Genomic DNA, 18882 nt, shown 5'->3' with positions numbered 1-18882 from the left:
AGGTGGGACCCGCTGGCGGGACATCGGTATCGTGGGTCGACCAGGCTCGTGGATGGAGGCGGACATGTCGGTGGAACCCGGACCTTCTGTCACGCTCGAGGACGTCGCCCGTGTGGCGGGGGTGTCGCGCGCGACAGCGTCGCGTGTGGTGCGCGGTGACCACGGGGTCTCCGAGGAGCGGGCAAGGGCGGTCCGCAGCGCGGTGTCCTCATTGGGCTACGTCCCCAACCGGGCCGCACGCTCCCTGGTCACCCGACGCACCGACACCGTGGCGCTGGTGGTCCCGGAGCCGGACCAGCGGATCTTCTCCGATCCGTTCTTCGCCGTCACCGTCCAAGCGGTCTCCCAGGCGTTGGAGGACACCGACATCCAGTTGGTCATGGCCTTCGCGGACCGGGCGGGCAGCCACCAACGCCTCCGTTCCTTCCTGCACGACGGGCACGTGGACGGGGCGATCGTCGCCTCCCACCACCAGATCCCCGGCCAGATCGAGACCTTCATGCGCGCCCCCATCCCGGTGGTGTTCATCGGGAGACCCGCCCAGTCGACCTCGTCCCTGGCTTGGGTGGACGTCGACAACCGGGAGGGCGGGCGCATCGTCGCGCGTCGACTGCTCGAGCGGGGCTCGCGCGCGCCTGCCATCATCACCGGCACCCTCGACATGGTCGCCGCCCAGGACCGGTTGGAGGGGTTCTCCCAGGAGATGGAGACCCATGGGATCGTCCCCCGGGTCATCCACGGTTCCTTCACCCAGGACTCGGGTGCCCGCGCCGGTGTCGAGTTGACGCCCCTGATCCGGGACGGATCCGTGGACGCGGTCTTCGCGAGCTCCGACCTCATGGCGCTGGGTGCGATGGGCGTGTGGGGCAGGGAGGGCATCCGGGTCCCCGAGGACGTGGCCGTGGTGTCCTTCGACGACCTGGAGGCCGGGGCCCTGGCGGACCCGGCGCTCACCTCGGTGACGAACCCTGTGGACCGGATGGGCTGGGAGGCCGCGCGGATGCTGCGCGAGCGTCTGGCCGGGGGAGGCGTGGAGGGACCGGTCCTGCTGCCCGCGAAGCTGGTACCGCGCGTCTCGGGGTGACCCCCCGGGCCTTCCGGGGCGCCTCTCGGACGTCCTCGTGGACGTGTAGACTGGTGGCCGATCCTCCGCGTGACGGTATCGTCCGAACCTCCCCAGGGCCGGAAGGCAGCAAGGATAAGGTCGCTCTGCCGGGTGCGCGGAGGATCCTCCAATTCAGCCGGTTGTGGACGGAGCGTCGGGGCGGTGCAAATGCCCACGGGTGCCCGTAAGGTTCGAGTGTGACGACAGCTCTCTACCGCAGGTACCGACCCGACACCTTCGACGAGGTGATCGGGCAGGACCACGTGACCGAGCCCCTGCGTGCGGCGCTGCGGGCGAACCGGGTCACCCATGCCTACCTCTTCTCCGGTCCGCGGGGCTGCGGGAAGACCACTTCGGCGCGCATCCTGGCGCGCTGCCTCAACTGCGCGGAGGGCCCCACCGACACCCCGTGCGGGCACTGCGACTCCTGCCGTGAGTTGGCCACCGGCGGGTCGGGGTCGCTGGACGTCGTCGAGATCGACGCCGCCTCGCACGGCGGCGTCGACGATGCGCGCGACCTGCGCGAGCGTGCCACCTTCGCCCCGGTGCGCGACCGGTACAAGGTCTTCATCATCGACGAGGCCCACATGGTGACCACCCAGGGCTTCAACGCCCTGCTGAAGTTGGTGGAGGAGCCGCCCGAGCACGTGAAGTTCATCTTCGCCACCACCGAGCCGGAGCGCGTCATCGGGACGATCCGTTCCCGCACCCACCACTACCCCTTCCGCCTCGTCCCCCCGGACGTCCTGGAGCCCTACCTCCAGAAGCTCTGCGACGAGGAGTCGATCACGGTCGGGGACGGCGTGCTCGGACTCGTCGTGAGGGCCGGTGGCGGGTCGGTGCGTGACACCCTCTCGGTCCTCGACCAGCTCATGGCGGGCTCCCCCGACGGGAACCTCGACTACCACCGGGCGGTGGCGCTGCTGGGGTACACGGACTCCGCGCTGCTGGACCAGACGGTGGATGCCCTGGCGGGCGGGGACGGCGCAGCCGTCTACCGGGTCGTGGAACGCATGGTGGAGTCCGGACACGATCCCCGTCGCTTCGTGGAGGACCTGCTCCAGCGTCTCCGTGACCTCCTCATCATCGCGGTCGCCGGGGACGGAGCGGTGGACGTCCTCTCCGGGACGCCCACGGACCAGTTGGAGCGCATGCAGGTCCAGGCCCGCAACTGGGGACCCCGGCAACTCTCCCGGGCAGCCGACCTGACCGATCGCGCGCTGCGCGCCATGACAGGGGCGACCTCCCCGCGCCTGCAGCTGGAGCTCCTGCTCGGGCGCATCCTGGTGCCCCCGGCCACGGTGGCCGCGCCGGCGGACGGGCCCGTGCCCGGCACCGTCGGCATGGTGGGAGGCGGGGCACCGCGGGATCAGGGCCAGCGCACCGCCGTGCAGGGGGGTGGGAGCGGCGGCGGAGCGGGATACGGTGCCGCCCAGGCGAAGGCCGAGTTCAGACGGAGGAAGTCCTCCAACGCCGATCAGCACGAGGGCGCGGCCTCCCCGGGAGGTGTCGGTTCCCAGGAGGACGACCCTCGGCGCTCCGACCACCGCCAGGACAGTGCGGCCTCACGGCAGGGGAGTGGGCAGCAGACGTCCCCCCGGCAGCAACCGCAGGCACAGCGCCCCGGCCAGCAGCGACCTGACCAGCAGGGTCCCGGTCGGGCGGAGGCACAGCAGCGCGCGGACCGGAGGACGCCTGTCGGCCCGTCCGCGCAGGAGCACGGCTGGGCCGAGGAGGTCGCCCCCATCGGCGGCGCCGCGGGCCAGCAGACCCCGCGCACGACGGAGCAGGACGCGCCCACCGAGGTCGTGCACGACCAGAGTCCTGCAGGCGTCGGTGCGCCCGGGCAGCGCGCGGACGTACGGGGCGACCGTGGGCAGTCCGTGACCGGGCAGTCCGCTGCGACTCCTCCCACGGGTCCGACCGGAGCCCAGGTCTCCGTGTCCCCGGGGGACGACGCCGCGGCGCGGCCCACGGGCGCAGGTGGCCCGGGCGATGCCGCGCGTGACGCGGACATGCTGCGCCAGCGGTGGTCTGAGGTCGTCGAGAGACTCTCCTCGATCAGTCGCGCCACCTGGTCCCTCGTGCAGAACAACGGGCAACTGGGGGGCGTCGACGGGTCCGTCGCCGTCATCCTCTTCCCGACCGACGGCCTGCTCGGCGCCTTCACGCACGGCAACCGCTCCGCCGATGTGGAGAAGGCCATCCACGAGGCCACCGGTCTGGACCTCTCGGTGCGGGCCGAGGTCGGCCAGGCCGGCGGAGGCCCCAGCGTCACCACGCCGGGAGCCGTCGCAGCAGCTCCCCCTGCCGGACCGGCGGCTCCCGCCCGGGAACGCACCGGGGACGACGGGCGCGACGGTCGCGGTCGGGACGCAGGCGGGTCCACCGACACCTCCGGAACTTCCGAGGGGTCACGCAGCCACGGGCGGGACGCCGGACCCGGCCCGGACTCCGCGCTGGTGCAGGACTCCGCACCGGTTCCGTCCGCACAGGCTCCGTCCGCACAGGCTCCGTCCACCTCCTCGTCCGAACCGGTTCCGTCCGTCCCCCCGTCCGACTCCCTCCCGGCGGCAGATGTCCCCCCGGCGAGTGACGGCTGGGGACCTGTGGCGACCCCGGGTGCCCCGGGGACAGCACCCGGGGACCGCCGGGCACTGGAGCATGACGCCGGACCCCGGTCCACGCCCACCGGCGCCGGTTCGACGGACACCCCACCCACGGATGCCGCGGGGTCCTCATCGGTGTCGGGGTCCCCGTCCGCTCCCGGGCCGGGATCCCCCGCAGGTTCCGTCCCGGCGTCCAGCCCGGCCCCCGGGGCGGTGGACGCTGCCCTGCGTGCGCCCACGTCCGCATCCGGCGCGACCCCACCGGTCGCGGCGTCGTCGGCCTCCACCCCCTCCGGTGCCGCCTCCTCCCCGTCACGTCCTGCTCCCACCCGGCAGACCGACGTGGAGGCCGTGACGCCGGTCCCCGGTACATCCCCGCAGGTGCCCGCCTTTGAGGACGACCTTGAGGGGCCGGTGGTGGAACCGGATCCCATCGAGGACCGTGACGACACCGGCTGGTCCGAGGCGGTCGCCGCCATTCCCGGCGGCATCACCGAACCCGCCTTCGAGGACGACTCCCCCGGGCCCACCCCGCCCACACACGGAGGACGGGACCGGGGCGGTCCGCCCTCGTCCGGCAGGTGGCAGGAACGCACCGACCGCGGGAACACGCCCACTCCTCCCGAACGGGAGGCCGGCGCGGACGACAACGACGATGGTGCGCCGGAGGAGTCCCTCGAACCGGTTGCCGGTGCCCACCCCGCGGTCGCGGCCTCGCTGGACGACACCGCGAGCGTCGACGACGCGGACATGGAGACCACCACCAGTGCCGGACTGCCAGCAGTCCTGGAGATCCTCGGTGGCACGGTCATCGAGGAGATCGCCGATGACGGGAAGGATTGGTAGGCGTGTTCGAGGGAGCCCTGCAGAACCTCATCGACGAACTCGGTGCCCTGCCCGGCGTCGGTCCGAAGTCCGCCCAGCGCATGGCCCTGCACCTGCAGGCGTCCGAGCCCGAGGACGTCACGCGCCTGGTCGAGGCGATCCAGGCGGTGCGCGTGCGCGTCCACCACTGCGAGGTGTGCGGGAACCTCACCGAGTCAGAGACCTGCTCGATCTGCCGGGACGCCTCGCGTGACCCGTCGGTGATCTGTGTGGTCGAGGACGCCAAGGACATCCAGTCCGTGGAGAACGCCCGCGTCTTCCGAGGGCGCTACCACGTGCTGGGTGGCGCGATCGACCCGATCCACGGCATCGGGCCCGACCAGTTGCGCATCCGCCAGCTGCTCACACGCCTCAGTGACGGACAGGTCACCGAGATCATCATCGCCACCAACCCGAACATCGAGGGCGAGGCCACCGCCTCCTACCTGGCACGCACCCTGGGCACCATCGGGATCGAGACCTCGCGACTGGCCATGGGTCTGCCCGTGGGCGGGGACCTCGAGTACGCCGACTCCGTGACACTGGGGCGTGCCCTGGAGGGGCGTCGCACCATGGCGTGACACCGTCGGTCCAGCAGCATCCGCACGTCCGGTCGGCGTGCGCGTTCCGATGACGGAGGAGGGGGCCGTGGTGACACAGGAGGAGCCTCGACCACCCAGGGTCTGGGCACCGGACCTGCGGGGACTGACCCCCGGGGACGCCAGTGACCTCGCACCCTGGGAGGACGTGGAGGGACTCTCGCTGCGCGGCGTCGACCTCGGGGGATCGGACCTGGAGGGCGTGGGCCTCACCGGGTGCGAGATCGTCTCCGTGCGTTCGGGAGAGGTGGCGATGCCCGGCTCGCACCTGAGCGAGGTCCGGTTGGAGCGCATCGAGGTCGCCGCCTGGTCGGCACCCCGGTCAGGGACCACTGCGGTCAGCCTCGTGGCGTCCCGTGTCGGGGCGCTGGACCTCCACGAGAGCGAGATCCACGGTCTGACGGTGGAGGACTGCCGCCTCGACTGGGTCAACCTGCGCGGTACCAGGATGCGCGACGTCCTCGTGCGGGGTTGTCATCTGGGCGAACTCGACCTGGAGGGTGCGACCCTGGAGCGGATCGCCTTCGAGGGGTGCACGGTCGGCACCCTGAGGGTCGGGCGCGCACGGATGCGCGACGTGGACCTGCGGGGACTCTCGATCGGCCGGGTCCACGACGCCGAGGGGATGCGCGGAGCCTGGGTGTCCGGTGACCAGGTCCTGGACATGGCCCGGGACCTGGCGACCCAGATGGGGATGCGGATCCTCGGCTGAGGCATCCGCCGTGCACACACAGCAACTCCACAGCCGCGCGCACACCCACGATGGGACAATGTGAGCGTGACTGACGCCGATTCCACCTTCGTCCGAGAGGACGGCTCCCCCGCCCACGTCCTGGTCGTCGACGACGAGGAGGTCCTCGCGGAACTCCTCGCCGCGACACTGCGCCACCACGGCTGGGAGGTCTGCACCGCTGCCAACGGTTGGCAGGCACTGGACGCCGCGCGCGACTTCGACCCCGACGTCGTGGTCCTCGACATCCAGATGCCGGGGCTGGACGGCATCCAGACCCTGGAACGCCTGCGCAAGACGGATCCCCGCCTGCCGGTCCTCTTCCTCACGGCCCGTGACGCCGTCTCCGACCGGGTCGCCGGGCTGCGGGCGGGTGCCGACGACTACGTGACCAAACCCTTCGACCTCGACGAGGTCATCGCGCGCCTGGACTCCCTGCTGCGCCGTTCCGGGATGAGTGCGCGCAGCGTGTCGCACGTCCTGACCGTCGGCGACCTGGAACTGGACGAGGACTCCCACGACGTGAGCCGGGCGGGGACCCTGATCCCCCTGACCAACACCGAGTTCGAGGTCCTGCGCTACCTGATGGAGAACCCGAACACGGTCCTCTCCAAGTCGCAGATCCTGGACCGGGTGTGGTCCTACGACTTCGGTGGACAGGCGAACGTGGTGGAGCTCTACATCTCCTACCTGCGCAAGAAGATCGAGGTCGACCGCACCCCGATGATCCACACGGTGCGGGGCGCGGGCTACATCCTGCGCCCCGGGGAGGACGCCCGGTGATGTCCGGGGCGCCGCGTGGGGAGGGTCGATCGGCGCCGCGTGGGGACGCCCGGGTGGGCCAACCCCGGCGTCGGCGGTCCCTCTCGTGGCGCGTGAGCCTCTTCGTCGCACTGGTCGTGACCGTCGCCCTCTTCATCATGGTCGCCGCATCGGGTCTGGCCATGCGGCAGTGGATGGTCTCCCAGACCGACACCGACCTGCAGGACCGCCTGCGGCGTGCCACCTCCCAGACCGGAGGTCCGGCGCAGGGGGACTGGGGATCGGGTCCGCAGTCCGGCGTCTCAGGCGCGCAGTCGGGGGAGTCCGCAGGACCCACGACCACCGGTGCGGAGGGGGGAGTGCAGTCCCAGGCACCCGGGGTCGGGCGACCCGGACAGCAGTCCGGCGTCGGCTCCCCGTCCCAGGGGGACCTGCCCGGTGTCCCCCCGGGCCTCGACGGTCCGGGCTCCGACGAGGGATCACTCCAACTGATCCGGCGCGACGGGGTGACGACCTCCGGCATCGTCCAGGACTTCGCCGTGCTGACACTGGACGAGGGCGACCAGGCGATCCTCCTGCAGGTCCCCACCGACGGGCGCGGACACACCGTCTCCCTGTCGGGTGAGGGACGTTTCCGGGTGGTCGCCGCCGAGACGGACTCGGGGCAGGTGGTCATCGGGCAGTCGCTGGCCCGGACGGACAACACCATTGCCACGCTGGTCTGGGTCGGGGCGCTGCTGGCGTTGCTCATCGCCGGGCTCGCGGCGCTGGCAGGTCGTCGTTGGCTCAGCCGGGAGATCGCCCCCCTCGGGCGGGTCGCCGCCACCGCCAGACGCATCGGTTCCCTGGACCTGAGCAACGCACGCCTCGAGCCCTTCGAGAGGGTGGACCCGGACTCGGTCGAGCTCGGGACCGAGGTGGGTGACGTCGGCCTGGCCCTGGACACCATGATCGACAACGTCGAGTCCGCCCTGCGCGAGCGCATGCTCTCCGAGCAGCGCCTGCGGCAGTTCGTCGCCGATGCCTCCCACGAGCTGCGCACACCCCTGGCCTCCATCCAGGGCTACGCCCAACTCCTCCAGCGCGGTTCCGTCGACCCCGAGTCGGCACTGTCCCGGATCGGGTCGGAGTCGCGGAGGATGTCCGCCCTGGTCGAGGACATGCTCCTGCTCGCCCGCCTGGACGCCGGACGAGAACTGGAGTCCGTCCCCGTGGACCCGGTGCCCCTGGTCGTGGACGCGGTCTCCGACGCCCACGCCGCCGGGCCCGACCACGTGTGGTCCCTCGACATCGACGAGGTGCCCGCCAACTGCCTGGTGCTCGGGGACGAGTACGCCCTGCGCCAGGTCCTGGCCAACCTCATCAACAACGCCCGTGTCCACACCCCCGCCGGCACCCGGGTCGTGGTCGGTGTGCACGCCCTCTCCGCGGCCGAGGTGTGCGTCTTCGTGGCCGATGACGGACCGGGGATCCCCGAGGACCTGCGTGCCACCGTCTTCGACCGCTTCGTGCGGGGTGACCGCTCGCGCACGCGCAGCGGTGCGGGCAGTTCAGGACTGGGGCTCTCCATCGTCTCCACCATCACCACCGCACTGGGAGGGCGCGTCGAGATGGACACCTCGGAGGAGGGGACGAGGTTCAGGGTGTTCCTGCCCCGCGTCGGTGGGTCGGGGACGGGGACCCAGGGGAGCGACGATCCGCAGGGATGAGTGGCCCGCGGGGACAGGTGCTCCCGGGGGCGTGGGGCCCGTCGGGGCGGGCGAGGGCGCGTGGGTTGCGTCATGCACGCCCGTATCGCGGTCACCACGCTCCCTCGCCGCGCAACTCCCTAGGATTGACCGCGACCCGCGCACCCGGCGGGGTCGGGGGGAGGACCCGTGGCACTGATCGTGCAGAAGTACGGCGGTTCGTCGGTGGCCGATGTGGAGGCCATGAAGCGCGTCGCCAGACGCGTCGCCGACACCCGCAACGCCGGTCACCAGGTGGTGGTCGTCGTCTCCGCCATGGGTGACACCACCGACGACCTCCTCGACACTGCCGCCCAGATCACCACCCACGCGCCCGAGCGTGAGATGGACATCCTGCTCACCGCCGGGGAACGCATCTCGATGTCGTTGCTGTCCATGGCGGTCAACGAACTCGGCGTCCCCGCACAGGCGTACACGGGCGCCCAGGCGGGCATCCGCACCGACTCCCACTTCGGGCGTGCCCAGATCATCGGCATGGTCCCCGAGCGGATCGCGCGTGCCATCCGCGAGGGACAGGTCGCGATCGTGGCGGGCTTCCAGGGGATCTCCAAGGACGAGGACGTGACCACCCTGGGACGCGGCGGCTCCGACACGACGGCCGTCGCGCTCGCAGCTGCCCTGCACGCGGACGTCTGCGAGATCTACACCGACGTCGACGGACTCTTCTCCGCCGACCCGCGCATCGTTCCCCGTGCGCACCGCCTGCGCACGATCAGCCAGGAGGAGACACTGGAGCTGGCGGCGCACGGCGCCAAGATCCTGCACCTGCGGGCCGTGGAGTTCGCGCGCCGGTACGACGTCCCCCTGCACGTGCGCTCCTCCTTCTCGGAGAAGGAGGGCACGTGGATCTCCAACCGACCCGCCAATCCCGAGCTCGCCGGCCTCGTCCCGGAAGCAGCCCTCGCACACAACCAGGAGGAACTGGTGGAGGAACCCCTCATCTCCGGCATCGCCCATGACCGGTCCCAGGACAAGATCACCGTCAGGGGCGTCCCCAACGAGCCCGGCAAGGCCGCGCGGATCTTCGAGGTCGTCGCCGCGGCCGGCGTGAACATCGACATGATCGTGCAGAACATCCCCATCACGGACCAGACGAGGGCGAACCTGACCTTCACCCTCCCCGAGGGTGACGCCCAGCGTGCCCTGGACGCCCTCGAGGCCGCCCGGGACGAGCTCGCGTTCCAGGAGCTGCGCTACAACCCCGACATCGGCAAGCTCTCACTGGTCGGTGCCGGGATGCGCACCAACCCCGGTGTCTCCGCCAAGCTCTTCGGTGCGCTGTCGGATGCGGGGATCAACATCGACCTCATCTCGACCTCGGAGATCCGCATCTCCGTCGTGACGAGGTTGGAGGACCTGGACCGAGCGGTGCAGGCGGTCCACACGGCATTCGGCCTGGACTCCACGGAGTCCGAGGCCGTCGTGTACGGAGGGACAGGACGATGAGTGGGAGGACAACCGTGGGTGGACTGACAGTCGGCGTCGTGGGGGCAACCGGACAGGTCGGGCGCGTCATGCGCACGCTCCTGGAGGAGCGGGCATTCCCGGCGACGACAGTGCGCTTCTTCGCCTCCTCGCGCTCCGCCGGTCGTGTGCTGCCGTGGAAGGGTGGGGAGGTCGTCGTCGAGGACGTGGCCACCGCGGACCTGTCCGGGATCGACATCGCCGTGTTCTCCGCCGGGGCCACGGCCTCACGTGAGTACGCACCGAAGTTCGCCGCGGCCGGTGCGGTGGTCGTGGACAACTCCTCCGCGTGGCGCAAGGACCCGGACGTTCCCCTGGTCGTCTCCGAGGTCAACGGCGCTGACATCACGCAGCGCCCCAAGGGCATCATCGCCAACCCGAACTGCACGACCATGGCGGCCATGCCCGCCCTCAAGCCGCTGGTCGACGAGGCCGGTCTTGAGAGGCTCTTCGTGTCCTCCTACCAGGCCGTGTCGGGATCGGGACTGAAGGGAGTGCGCGAACTGGAGGGTCAGGTGCGTGCCGGCGCCGAGCAGGACCTGGCAGCACTTGCACTCGACGGGCGCGCGGTGACCCTCCCGGCCCCGGAGGTCTACGTGGCCCCCATCGCCTTCGACGTCGTGCCCCTGGCCGGCGCCATCGTCGACGACGGGTCGGAGGAGACCGACGAGGAGCAGAAGCTGCGCAACGAGTCGCGGCGCATCCTCCACATCCCGGAACTGCGGGTCTCGGGCACCTGCGTGCGCGTGCCGGTCTTCACCGGTCACACGCTGACCATCCACGCGGAGTTCTCCCGGGCGATCACCCCCGACCGGGCCCGCGAACTGCTGGCCGACGCCCCCGGTGTCCGCCTGGTCGACGTGCCCACACCCCTGGAGTGCGCGGGCATCGACGACGTCCTGGTGGGTCGGATCCGCCAGGACCAGGCCGTCGAGGACGGGCGCGGGCTGGTCCTGGTCGTGGCCGGGGACAACCTGCGCAAGGGGGCGGCGCTGAACGCCATCCAGGTCGCGGAACTGGTGGCCGCCGACCTCGGGGCCTGAGAGCACGACACCCACACACGAGCGCGACGGACCTGGAGCCGCCCCGGACCGAAGGGTCCGGGGCGGCTCCGTCCTCGTCAGTCCTCCCCACACGGGCCCGGCCGGGAGCGGGGGAGTGCCCACACGGGCCCAGCCCGGGAGCGGGGGAGTGCCCACACGGGCCCAGCCGGGAACGGGGTCGTCCCGATGATGGCCCAGCCGGTGGCGGGGCAGTCCCGACACCCGAGGTGAGGTGTGCGCGGTCGGATCCCTGAGCAGTCCCCTCTCGGGGGTCAGGGGTGGCTGTTCAGGCCTGGGGATCGTCCTCGGCGGCCGTGGCCTTGGCATCCTCCGCGGCGATCTCGGCACGGACCTTGTCCATGTCCAGGTCACGGATCTGACCGATCACGTCCTCCAGGGCGGGGGCGGGCAGGGCGCCGGACTGGCGAAAGATGGCGATGCCGTCGCGGAAGGCCATCAGCGTCGGGATCGAGCTGATCTGCGCAGCCGTGGCGATCTCCTGCTGGGCGTCGGTGTCGAGCTTCGCGAAGACGATGTCGGAGTGCTTCTCCGAGGAGGCCTCGAAGATGGGTCCGAACTGGCGGCACGGACCGCACCAGGTCGCCCAGAAGTCGACCAGGACGATGTCGTTGCCCGTGATCGTCTGCTGGAAGTTGTCAGTCGTCAGTTCGACGGTGCTCATGGATGAGGCCTCCGGTGGTAGTCACAGCCGTCGGTGGTTCCGCGGCTCCTTCGTGTCTCAACGATGCCCCATCCAGGACTATTCCACGAGTGGGGGCCGGCAGGAGGACGGCAGGAGGACAGCAGGACAGCCGGGAGGTTGCGTGTGACAGCGAGCGGGCGGCAGCGGGGCGGGGCGGGTCGGGACGGCCGAGTGGTGCCGCATCCGGGTCCGGCCACGTGTTCGGGTCGTGTTGGCCCCGGGAGGGGAGCGCGTCCCGGTCTCAGGACCTGCTGACGGGGCAACGCAGGAAGGCCTGGGGCCCGGCCGGCAGGTCGCCGGCGGGGTCGGCGACCGGGGTCTGCACGGGGACCGGCGGCAGGGGGCAGACCTCCTCGGGCACCCCGATGCCGCGCAGGACGAACGCCTGGACCACGCGGATCGCGGCCTCGCGTTCGGTGGGGTCGGAGGGGAGCACCTGGCCCGCCAGGCTGGACAGCACCAACGAGACCAGTGCCAGGGAGTTCTGCCGCGGGATGCGCTCCTGGACCATGGCCTCCTCGAGGATGTGGAAGAGGATGTGCTCGACGATGCCGGCATGGTCGCGCAGGTGATCGGCGCTGGAGGAGGAGACCATGGAGCGCAGGTCCAGGCGGGAGGCCAGGTGGAAGCGGCCACGCAGTTCCAGATGGGCCCGGATGTAGATGCGCAGCTGCTCGATGACGTCGTCCTCGTCCGCCAGCGCCTGGGTGAGTGCGTCGGCGAATCCGGAAGTGGCGTGACGCATGAAGGCCAGGAGCAGGGACTCCTTGTCGGCGAAGTGGTTGTAGACCGCGGTGCGGCCGACATCGGCGCGCTGCGCGATCTGCGACATGGTGATCGAGTCGAATGACTCTTCGGCCAGGAGCTCCCCCAGCGCATCGAAGAGCTTCTGGCGGGTCAGTTCGCGATGGTCGGCCAGCGTCGCCCCGATGATCTTCGGCATGGCATCATTCTGACATCTGCCCCCTCTGTGTCGTCAAGCGTGGGGGAGTGACATCTCGCGGACGCCGGGACGGGGCCTGGAGGGGTGGGCCGGGGCAGGCTGGATCGACCGGGCCTGGTGGATCCGCTGGATCTGTTGGGCCCGCTGAGCTCGCTTGGGCCGACCGGGACGACTGGGCCCACTGGGCCGACTGGGCCCACTGGGCCGACTGGGCCCACTGGGCCGACTGGCCTGGACCTCTGGGCCCGGATCCACGAGCCCGTGCATTCAGGTGTGGTCTCGTTGCCATTTCGTGCCGGATCGGGGGCAAAACTCCGTCGAGACAACACATGGATGCGCGGCCCGTCGGATCGCTGGGTGTGTGCCCGCCGGATCGCTGCCCCTCAGGCGGCGGCGTGCCGACGTGCGTTCGAGACAGCGGCGCGCGCAATGGGGAGGTCGTGGCCGATCCAGTCCAGCGTCGCGACCTCGTCCAGGGGGACCCATCGCAGCTCGACGTGGCTGGTGCCGAGGTGCGGTGCGGGGGAACCGGGGCGGACCTGTGCCAGCCACACGCCCATGCGCCTGCCCTGGAGGATCGGCCACCACCCGTCGTCAGGACCCGGGACTCGGTTCCCGATGCTGAGGGTGGTGCGCAGTTCCTCCGCGATCTCACGGCCGAGCGCTTCCAGCGGGGTCTCGCCGTCCTCGACCTTGCCGCCGGGGAGCTCGAAACGTCCCGCCAGTTCCTCGGGGTAGGCGCGCGCCGCGCACAGCAACCGGGTGGGGTGGTCCAGGGAGTCGAGGATCGCCGCAGCGACGACGGGGCGCTTGGTCACCCGGTCATGATAGGTGCGGGGTGCGGGGTGCGGGGTGCTGCGGGCCGGCTCCTGCCGTGTGCGGGTGCTGCGGTCGGCTCCTGTCCCGTTGCTCAGGGGATCGACGAGGGCGACGCGGATCGGTTGCGGGTGCGGAGCCTCAGCACCGGGGCTCCGCTTGGACGAAGGGGCTTCGAATGGGTATCATCGTCTGGTCGCGCCGCACACAGGGGCGACGATGCGGGCGTAGTTCAATGGTAGAACTCCAGCTTCCCAAGCTGGTAGCGCGGGTTCGATTCCCGTCGCCCGCTCCACCAGGAGCCCTCGCCACGGCGGGGGTTTTCCGCATCATTCCGCCGTTTCCGGCCTCCACCCCCGGAGTTGCGGGCGGAGCTGCACACGCCCCCATCTACCCTCGAACGCACTAGAAATGGGCGCCAAAATGGGCGCCATAGTGGCTTGGATTCTCGACCCCTCCGGGAGGGTGTCGTGAGCGGGCGAAGGGACGGCATGAACACGGGCATTCAGACGTACCGGCGGTCGGACGGGTACTGGGTGGCTCGCATCGAGGCCGGCTGGACACCACGTGGCACGAGACTTCGGCCGTCGGCTGTCGCGCGCACCGAGGCTGAGGCGAAGCGACGGGCACGTGAGCTCCTGCGCAAGTACCGCGAGGGCGGGCAACAAGCGCTTGCCGGCCGCAACGTCACCGTCGCCGCCTGGGCGGCGCGCTGGGAGAAGATCCACTTCGGTAGCCTCAAGCCCCGGGTCCGAGAGGACTACGAGAGCAAGCTCCGCCTCTGGATCATCCCCACCATCGGGCGGCGCAAGCTCAGCGAGCTCAACCCCGGTGACATCCGCCGCGTCGCCGATGCGATCGCCCAGGCGCGCCTGTCCACCACCAGCGCCAAGAACGCGCACCGCGTCCTCAAGAACATGCTGCGTGCCGCCAAGCGCGAAGGACTCTACGTCCCCGACGCCGCCCTCCTGACCCAGTCACCCAAGGCCGCGAAATCCACGCGCACCGCCATCGCCCCCGAAGAACTCGCCGCCATCCTCGAAGTCGTCCAGGCCCAGCCCGACCGCTCCCGCTGGCTCACCGCCCTCAGCTACGGACTCCGCCAGGGTGAGACCCTCGGACTCACCTGGGGATGTGTCGACCTCGAGCACGGCCACCTCCGCATCGACTGGGAACTCCAGCGCATCAAGTACGCCGACAGGAAGGCCGGAACCTTCGACATTCCCGACCACGTGCGCGCCCGCCAGCTCTACGGCGGACTCCACCTCATGGAGGTCAAGACCGACGCCACCGAACGCGAGCTCCCCCTCATCGACGACCTCGCCGACGAACTCCGCGCATGGCGCAAGATCGCACCCTCCAGTCCCCATGACCTCGTCTGGCCCCGGGACAACGGGCACCCACGCAACTCCATCTACGACCGGCGCGAGTGGTACGAGATCCAAGCCCGGGCAGGCGTCGTCAGCCCCGACGGTGATCCCTACGAGCTCCACGAGATCCGCCACACCGTCGTCTCCGTCCTCGACGCCCTCAAGGTCCCCGAAGCGACGCGCATCGCCATCGTCGGCCACGCCTCCGCCGGGTCCTCCCAGCCCTACCTCCACACATCCGACCCACAGATGGTCGCCGCCCTCGAAGCCGCTGCCACTACCCTCGGACTCGGAAAGAAGTTGGGTCACGGGAAGGCACAGGCATCATGAGCGACCATCAGTGGGACATCGTCATGACCGGCGCCGAACTCGCCGCCACCCGCACCTGGCTCGGCGTCACGAGAGCATGGCTCGGGCAGTACCTCGGCCAGAGCGACAACGACATCTCCCGCATGGAACGCGGTAAGGACGTCGTCACCTACCGCCAAGCAGAAGCGATCGACAAGCTCGTGCAGATCACCCTCGCGGCCGAGACGCAGCTGGCGGAACGTCTCACCCAGGACGAGAGTCCCACACTCACCGTCTGGCGCAGTGACGCCGACGCCGGGCGAGACCCCGAAGCCCGACGGCTCCCCGCCGGATGGTGGCTCGCCACCGCTGGACGCCTCCAGCGCCAGATCCGCGACCTGGCAGTCGAGTACAGCGAGAAGTGACCCGCGAGCGCGCTGGTGCGCATGTCGGCACCTACGCTCTCGGCATGGATGACGAAACGGTGACCCTGCACCTGACGAAGGCGGAAGCGTTCGCCCTGTCGGTGGCGCTGCGGATGTCGGGCGTCCTGCTCGTGTCACGCAAGCACTCCCTGGAGGCGGTGGAAGAAGAGTTCCCGGCGAAGCTGGGGGTGTCGGCCTACATGGCCCGGCGTGTGCTCTCGGCCCAGGGGCCCGAGCTCATGGAGAAGCTACGGCAGGCGGGCGGGGGCCTGTGAGCGATGCGGATCCCGAGCGGTGCCCGGAGTGTGGTGGGATTGAGCTGTGTCTGCGGTGTGCGCGTCACGGATGGAATGAACGTTGCCCGGACTCACCAGACACACTTGTCGCCCGCAGCGAGCCGCTATAGTCGTTGACGTGCGACAACGACGTCGAATCGGCTCGCACCTGTTCCCCTCGGCCGCCGCCTCGGCCGGGGGGAACAGTCATCTCACGAGTCCCGGCGTGTCGACCGGACCGTGGCCGTAGCCTCAACGGGTGGGTCGGTGTTGAGCTTGCTCCTGACCCGCAGGCTCCCCCAGGTCAGTCACAAGGCCAGGGGAGTCTGCGTAGAAGGGCGCCACGGCGACGGGTCGCCCACGCCTCCATCCGCCGCAACGCATCATCTCGTCTTGCCAACTATCTCGACGAAGCACCCCACACATGAAGAAGCCGCCCCGCCTGGACTGATCCAAGCTGGGCGGCTGTCAAGAGAACTCACTCTTCAAACAATGGCTGGTCCGTTGGGGTCTCTGAGATGAAGTGCCAAGAGGTCTTGCTGCGCAAACCCACGCTGTCGACTTCGTTCTTCTCTTCAACTGAGAGCACGACCCACTCGCCGACGCGCCGCATGAACCTGCCCATCTCTTCCGGAGCGACCTTGACGGTCTTTCGGTGCCTCCCCGCGGGAAGCGCATCAACCAACGCGATCGAACCACTGAGGTCGACAGCGCCGATGTAGCCGTCGACAGTCGCAGGCTGTTCCCTTTCCAACCGACGAAACATGGATCGAGCGTGTCCTCGGGCCCGCGAGGTTACTTCGGATGTCCGCACACTTCCACTGGATCCGTACCACGTAACCCCCATGTCGAGATCACATTGGTCCAGCCCGTCCATTACCGCACGCGTGGCCTTTAACAACTTGCGTGCAGTTCCAAACTTCGCCGCGATCTCCCCAAGTGGAGCTTCTTCTTCAAGAAGGCTGTTGAGCTGAGCGATCTTCTCTACTGCGAGATCCAAGGAGCTGAGCGATATGAGCCTTCCATCTTCATGCTCAGCTCTAGCTCGCGGCTCGAAGTGAAGGATTACGCTGCCCTCGCTTACCCCAACGAGCCCAAGTTCCAGACTCTCCTGTGGTCTATCGAGAGCGACAGCGAACTGACGACACAGCGGTGCTGCAACTCTCTCCTGGACCCTCTCAGGAACCCATCCGGGCACCCCTTCGTCGGTCGTGCTACGCAATCGAACGTTGAGTCGCGAACGGATTGCCAAAGTCGGATCGGCGCTGAGCGCAGCCTCGTATGCCGAAGCGTCGAGGATGTCGGCAATGTCGCCATTCGGTTCGTCGTATTGTGCGAAGAAGCGCTTCGCTCGCTCTGAGAGCTCTGGACGCGCCCTCGACTCGTCACTGGTGGTCATAGGATCACCTCCAAGTAGCCACGCTCAGGGTAGGGCGGAGACGGTTCCGGCGCCCGTTCTGGACCAGGCGGGCGGACCCTCTGCCACCAAGCATCCAGTGCACCTCGTGCACACAATGAGTCACGTTCGGATTGGCTACATGTCGCGGGGAACAGGCTGGAGCGCACAGGGGTCCACTTGTATGGGAAGACCTCAACGTGGAACATCGACCTAACTCCATCACGATGTCTCACGAGCTTCTTCATGTCTCCATGACCGGGGCGTCCCTTCGTCGCTTCCATGACCTTCACGTCTAGCACGGGGGTGCAATCGAGGTCGCTTGGGTCGATCTTGGCGCTGATGAACGATCCCGCCAGCCACACTCCGAGGAGCGCCCGGCCTGGAGCGGCGGTAGATTCCTCGGCAGCCCTCCAAGCTCCGATGTACTCCAGGAACCCGCCCCAGATGGTCCTTCGTGTAGCCGAACCGCCGAACGTGGCATTCGCAACAAAGCGGTCCTCAACCTCATCCAGTGTTGTGAGAAATCGACCCGGAGGAAGCATGCCTGCGGCATCCAGCACAGGGATAGACATTGGTCGTTTCCGGCTCTCACTAGTGGGTCCTCAACGCAGCCCAGAGTAACTGACCCCGAACAAGCTCGATGTCGGTTTCGTACCCACGGACTCGCGATAGATGTGACGAGACTGCCCCCGGCCCACCCGTGAAGGTGAGCCGGGGGCGGCTTGGCTTGAGGTGTCAGCGGAGCTTGCGGATCTCCTCGCGGATGTCCTTGTGCTCCTGGTCCGCGTGGCGGTCGAGCTCGTCGAGGCGTTTGCCGACCTCGCGGCGGTCCTCGGCTTCGTTGGCGAGCTGGTCCTTGATCTCACCTACCTGGTGGCCCAGGGAGCGGCGCCACTCCCGGTGCTCGTCTCGGTCGTGGGCCTGGTCCTTGGCGAGGCGTGCTTGGGACTGCTCCACGCGGCGCAGCGCGTCTTTCATGGAGCCGCCGTGGTTCGGGGTGACCTCGTGGACGACCCGGTCGAGCCTGGTGGTGAGCTGGTCGAAGCGGTCGGTGATGCCTCCGGCGATCTCCTCCAGGGATGCGCGGGACTCCGAGGCCCGGGCTTCCGCTTCGGCTGCTCGCGCCTCGGCCTCGACTTTGCGGGCCGTGGCCTTCGTGAGATCCTCTTCCGCCCTGGTCTTGCCGCGACCCCACCGGTAGGAGGCGACCCCGACCACTGCGGTGATGAGGACCGCGAGCGCGCCGGTGAGGCCGACTAGGTCGTCCAGGTTCATGCCTGAGGTGCCTCTCCCTCGCCCTGGGAGGTGGCCTCGACGTTGGGTACGGCGGTCACGCCGCCCGCATCCGTGACAGTCAGCGCCGGAGGCGTGACGGAGGGCGTCTCGTCCGTGACAGTGCTGGCACCCCCAACGACGCGAGTCTCTCCGCCGGGGGTGACGCGCCCGATCCAGTCGATGACGCCGAGCTTCTTCAGGAGGGCGAATGCTGCGGTGGCGGTGGCGATGATGACCGAGGCCTGACTCCACACGAGCTGGGCGGTCAGGGGGTAGGCACCAGCCCACCACAGGGCCAGGGACAAGACGATGCCCGCGATGATCACGAGGGCGAGACGGCGGCTCCTGGTCCATGTGGGCCGGTCGAGGGCGGCCTGGATGGTGGGCCAGATCAGGCCGACGATGACGGCCCACCCGAGCGGGTCGAACGAGAGGTCAAGCTGGGGAAGCATGCGTGTGCTCCT

At 69.6% G+C, this 18882-nt stretch carries 18 protein-coding genes, 1 tRNA gene and 1 other RNA gene; 13 read left to right on the top strand and 7 right to left on the bottom strand.

Features of this window, described 5'->3' with window-relative positions; translation table 11 throughout:
- Positions 1-64: 64 nt before the first annotated feature.
- The 9 genes from BQ9890_RS10075 (at position 65) to BQ9890_RS10035 (ending at position 10924) form a co-directional block, all read left to right on the top strand.
- Positions 65-1084 carry a LacI family DNA-binding transcriptional regulator gene (locus BQ9890_RS10075; protein WP_075891271.1) on the top strand — a complete coding sequence of 340 codons (1020 nt, stop codon included), beginning with the start codon at positions 65-67 and terminating at the stop codon, positions 1082-1084.
- A 56-nt stretch (positions 1085-1140) separates the two neighbouring features.
- An RNA gene (gene ffs, locus BQ9890_RS10070) (signal recognition particle sRNA small type) lies at positions 1141-1236 on the top strand.
- Positions 1237-1302: 66 nt separating this feature from the next.
- Positions 1303-4560 carry a DNA polymerase III subunit gamma and tau gene (locus BQ9890_RS10065; protein ID WP_075891269.1) on the top strand — a complete coding sequence of 1086 codons (3258 nt, stop codon included), beginning with the start codon at positions 1303-1305 and terminating at the stop codon, positions 4558-4560.
- Positions 4561-4562: 2 nt separating this feature from the next.
- Positions 4563-5159: a recombination mediator RecR gene (recR, locus tag BQ9890_RS10060; RefSeq protein WP_075891267.1), complete on the top strand. Its 597-nt coding sequence runs from the start codon at positions 4563-4565 to the stop codon at positions 5157-5159.
- Between the two features lie 67 nt (positions 5160-5226).
- On the top strand, positions 5227-5889 hold the full coding sequence (locus BQ9890_RS10055) for a pentapeptide repeat-containing protein (RefSeq protein ID WP_195907659.1): 663 nt from the start codon (positions 5227-5229) through the stop codon (positions 5887-5889).
- 66 nt (positions 5890-5955) lie between these two features.
- Positions 5956-6690, top strand: coding sequence for a response regulator transcription factor (locus BQ9890_RS10050; protein ID WP_075891265.1), 735 nt, complete (start codon positions 5956-5958; stop codon positions 6688-6690).
- Positions 6691-6782: 92 nt separating this feature from the next.
- Complete coding sequence (locus BQ9890_RS10045) at positions 6783-8378, top strand: sensor histidine kinase (RefSeq protein ID WP_195907658.1); 1596 nt, start codon at positions 6783-6785, stop codon at positions 8376-8378.
- Between the two features lie 168 nt (positions 8379-8546).
- Positions 8547-9863, top strand: coding sequence for an aspartate kinase (locus BQ9890_RS10040; RefSeq protein WP_075891263.1), 1317 nt, complete (start codon positions 8547-8549; stop codon positions 9861-9863).
- 14 nt (positions 9864-9877) lie between these two features.
- Entirely contained in the window at positions 9878-10924 is a 1047-nt protein-coding gene (locus BQ9890_RS10035; RefSeq protein WP_075891261.1) for an aspartate-semialdehyde dehydrogenase, read from the top strand.
- Between the two features lie 286 nt (positions 10925-11210).
- Here BQ9890_RS10035 and trxA read toward each other — a convergent pair whose 3' ends face one another.
- The 3 genes from trxA to BQ9890_RS10015 form a co-directional block, all read right to left on the bottom strand.
- A complete protein-coding gene (gene trxA / locus BQ9890_RS10030) occupies positions 11211-11606 on the bottom strand; it encodes a thioredoxin (RefSeq protein WP_075891259.1) in 396 nt (131 codons plus the stop codon).
- Positions 11607-11868: 262 nt separating this feature from the next.
- Positions 11869-12570 (bottom strand): TetR/AcrR family transcriptional regulator, encoded by a 702-nt coding sequence (locus BQ9890_RS10025; RefSeq protein ID WP_075891257.1) that lies wholly within the window; start codon positions 12568-12570, stop codon positions 11869-11871.
- Positions 12571-12953: 383 nt separating this feature from the next.
- On the bottom strand, positions 12954-13388 hold the full coding sequence (locus BQ9890_RS10015; RefSeq protein ID WP_075891255.1) for an NUDIX domain-containing protein: 435 nt from the start codon (positions 13386-13388) through the stop codon (positions 12954-12956).
- 219 nt (positions 13389-13607) lie between these two features.
- Here BQ9890_RS10015 and BQ9890_RS10010 point away from each other — a divergent pair.
- The 4 genes from BQ9890_RS10010 to BQ9890_RS09995 all read left to right on the top strand — a co-directional run bounded on the left by BQ9890_RS10010 (position 13608) and on the right by BQ9890_RS09995 (position 15744).
- Positions 13608-13681, top strand: a tRNA-Gly gene (locus tag BQ9890_RS10010).
- A gap of 196 nt (positions 13682-13877) precedes the next feature.
- The gene (locus BQ9890_RS10005; protein WP_075891253.1) at positions 13878-15086 is read left to right on the top strand and encodes a tyrosine-type recombinase/integrase; all 1209 of its coding nucleotides are present in this window, start codon (positions 13878-13880) and stop codon (positions 15084-15086) included.
- A complete protein-coding gene (locus BQ9890_RS10000) occupies positions 15083-15469 on the top strand; it encodes a helix-turn-helix domain-containing protein (RefSeq protein WP_075891251.1) in 387 nt (128 codons plus the stop codon). The genes BQ9890_RS10005 and BQ9890_RS10000 overlap by 4 nt, the downstream gene beginning before the upstream one ends.
- A 44-nt stretch (positions 15470-15513) precedes the next feature.
- Entirely contained in the window at positions 15514-15744 is a 231-nt protein-coding gene (locus BQ9890_RS09995) for a hypothetical protein (protein WP_075891249.1), read from the top strand.
- 478 nt (positions 15745-16222) lie between these two features.
- Here the strand turns inward: BQ9890_RS09995 and BQ9890_RS15390 are convergent, their stop codons facing one another.
- The 4 genes from BQ9890_RS15390 to BQ9890_RS09975 form a co-directional block, all read right to left on the bottom strand.
- Positions 16223-17143, bottom strand: coding sequence for a hypothetical protein (locus BQ9890_RS15390; RefSeq protein WP_143226304.1), 921 nt, complete (start codon positions 17141-17143; stop codon positions 16223-16225).
- On the bottom strand, positions 17140-17715 hold the full coding sequence (locus BQ9890_RS16915) for a DUF6932 family protein (protein WP_075891245.1): 576 nt from the start codon (positions 17713-17715) through the stop codon (positions 17140-17142). Before BQ9890_RS16915 ends, BQ9890_RS15390 begins: the two co-directional genes overlap by 4 nt.
- Positions 17716-17878: 163 nt before the next feature.
- On the bottom strand, positions 17879-18418 hold the full coding sequence (locus tag BQ9890_RS09980; protein WP_075891242.1) for a hypothetical protein: 540 nt from the start codon (positions 18416-18418) through the stop codon (positions 17879-17881).
- Positions 18415-18870 carry a hypothetical protein gene (locus BQ9890_RS09975; RefSeq protein WP_075891240.1) on the bottom strand — a complete coding sequence of 152 codons (456 nt, stop codon included), beginning with the start codon at positions 18868-18870 and terminating at the stop codon, positions 18415-18417. Before BQ9890_RS09975 ends, BQ9890_RS09980 begins: the two co-directional genes overlap by 4 nt.
- Positions 18871-18882: the final 12 nt, after the last annotated feature.

The organism is Actinomyces provencensis, from assembly GCF_900155435.1.
Lineage (GTDB): Bacteria > Actinomycetota > Actinomycetes > Actinomycetales > Actinomycetaceae > Pauljensenia > Pauljensenia provencensis.
This window is presented reverse-complemented; position numbering and strand designations above follow the sequence as displayed.

Excerpts from the sequence above, each read along its gene's own strand:
- BQ9890_RS09975 (WP_075891240.1), bottom strand. The coding sequence starts at position 18,870 with ATGCTTCCCCAGCTTGACCTCTCGTTCGACCCGCTCGGGTGGGCCGTC.
- BQ9890_RS10000 (WP_075891251.1), top strand. The coding sequence starts at position 15,083 with ATGAGCGACCATCAGTGGGACATCGTCATGACCGGCGCCGAACTCGCC.
- trxA (WP_075891259.1), bottom strand. The coding sequence starts at position 11,606 with ATGAGCACCGTCGAACTGACGACTGACAACTTCCAGCAGACGATCACG.
- BQ9890_RS10075 (WP_075891271.1), top strand. The coding sequence starts at position 65 with ATGTCGGTGGAACCCGGACCTTCTGTCACGCTCGAGGACGTCGCCCGT.
- BQ9890_RS10025 (WP_075891257.1), bottom strand. The coding sequence starts at position 12,570 with ATGCCGAAGATCATCGGGGCGACGCTGGCCGACCATCGCGAACTGACC.
- BQ9890_RS16915 (WP_075891245.1), bottom strand. The coding sequence starts at position 17,715 with ATGTCTATCCCTGTGCTGGATGCCGCAGGCATGCTTCCTCCGGGTCGA.
- BQ9890_RS09980 (WP_075891242.1), bottom strand. The coding sequence starts at position 18,418 with ATGAACCTGGACGACCTAGTCGGCCTCACCGGCGCGCTCGCGGTCCTC.
- BQ9890_RS10005 (WP_075891253.1), top strand. The coding sequence starts at position 13,878 with ATGAACACGGGCATTCAGACGTACCGGCGGTCGGACGGGTACTGGGTG.
- BQ9890_RS09995 (WP_075891249.1), top strand. The coding sequence starts at position 15,514 with ATGGATGACGAAACGGTGACCCTGCACCTGACGAAGGCGGAAGCGTTC.
- BQ9890_RS15390 (WP_143226304.1), bottom strand. The coding sequence starts at position 17,143 with ATGACCACCAGTGACGAGTCGAGGGCGCGTCCAGAGCTCTCAGAGCGA.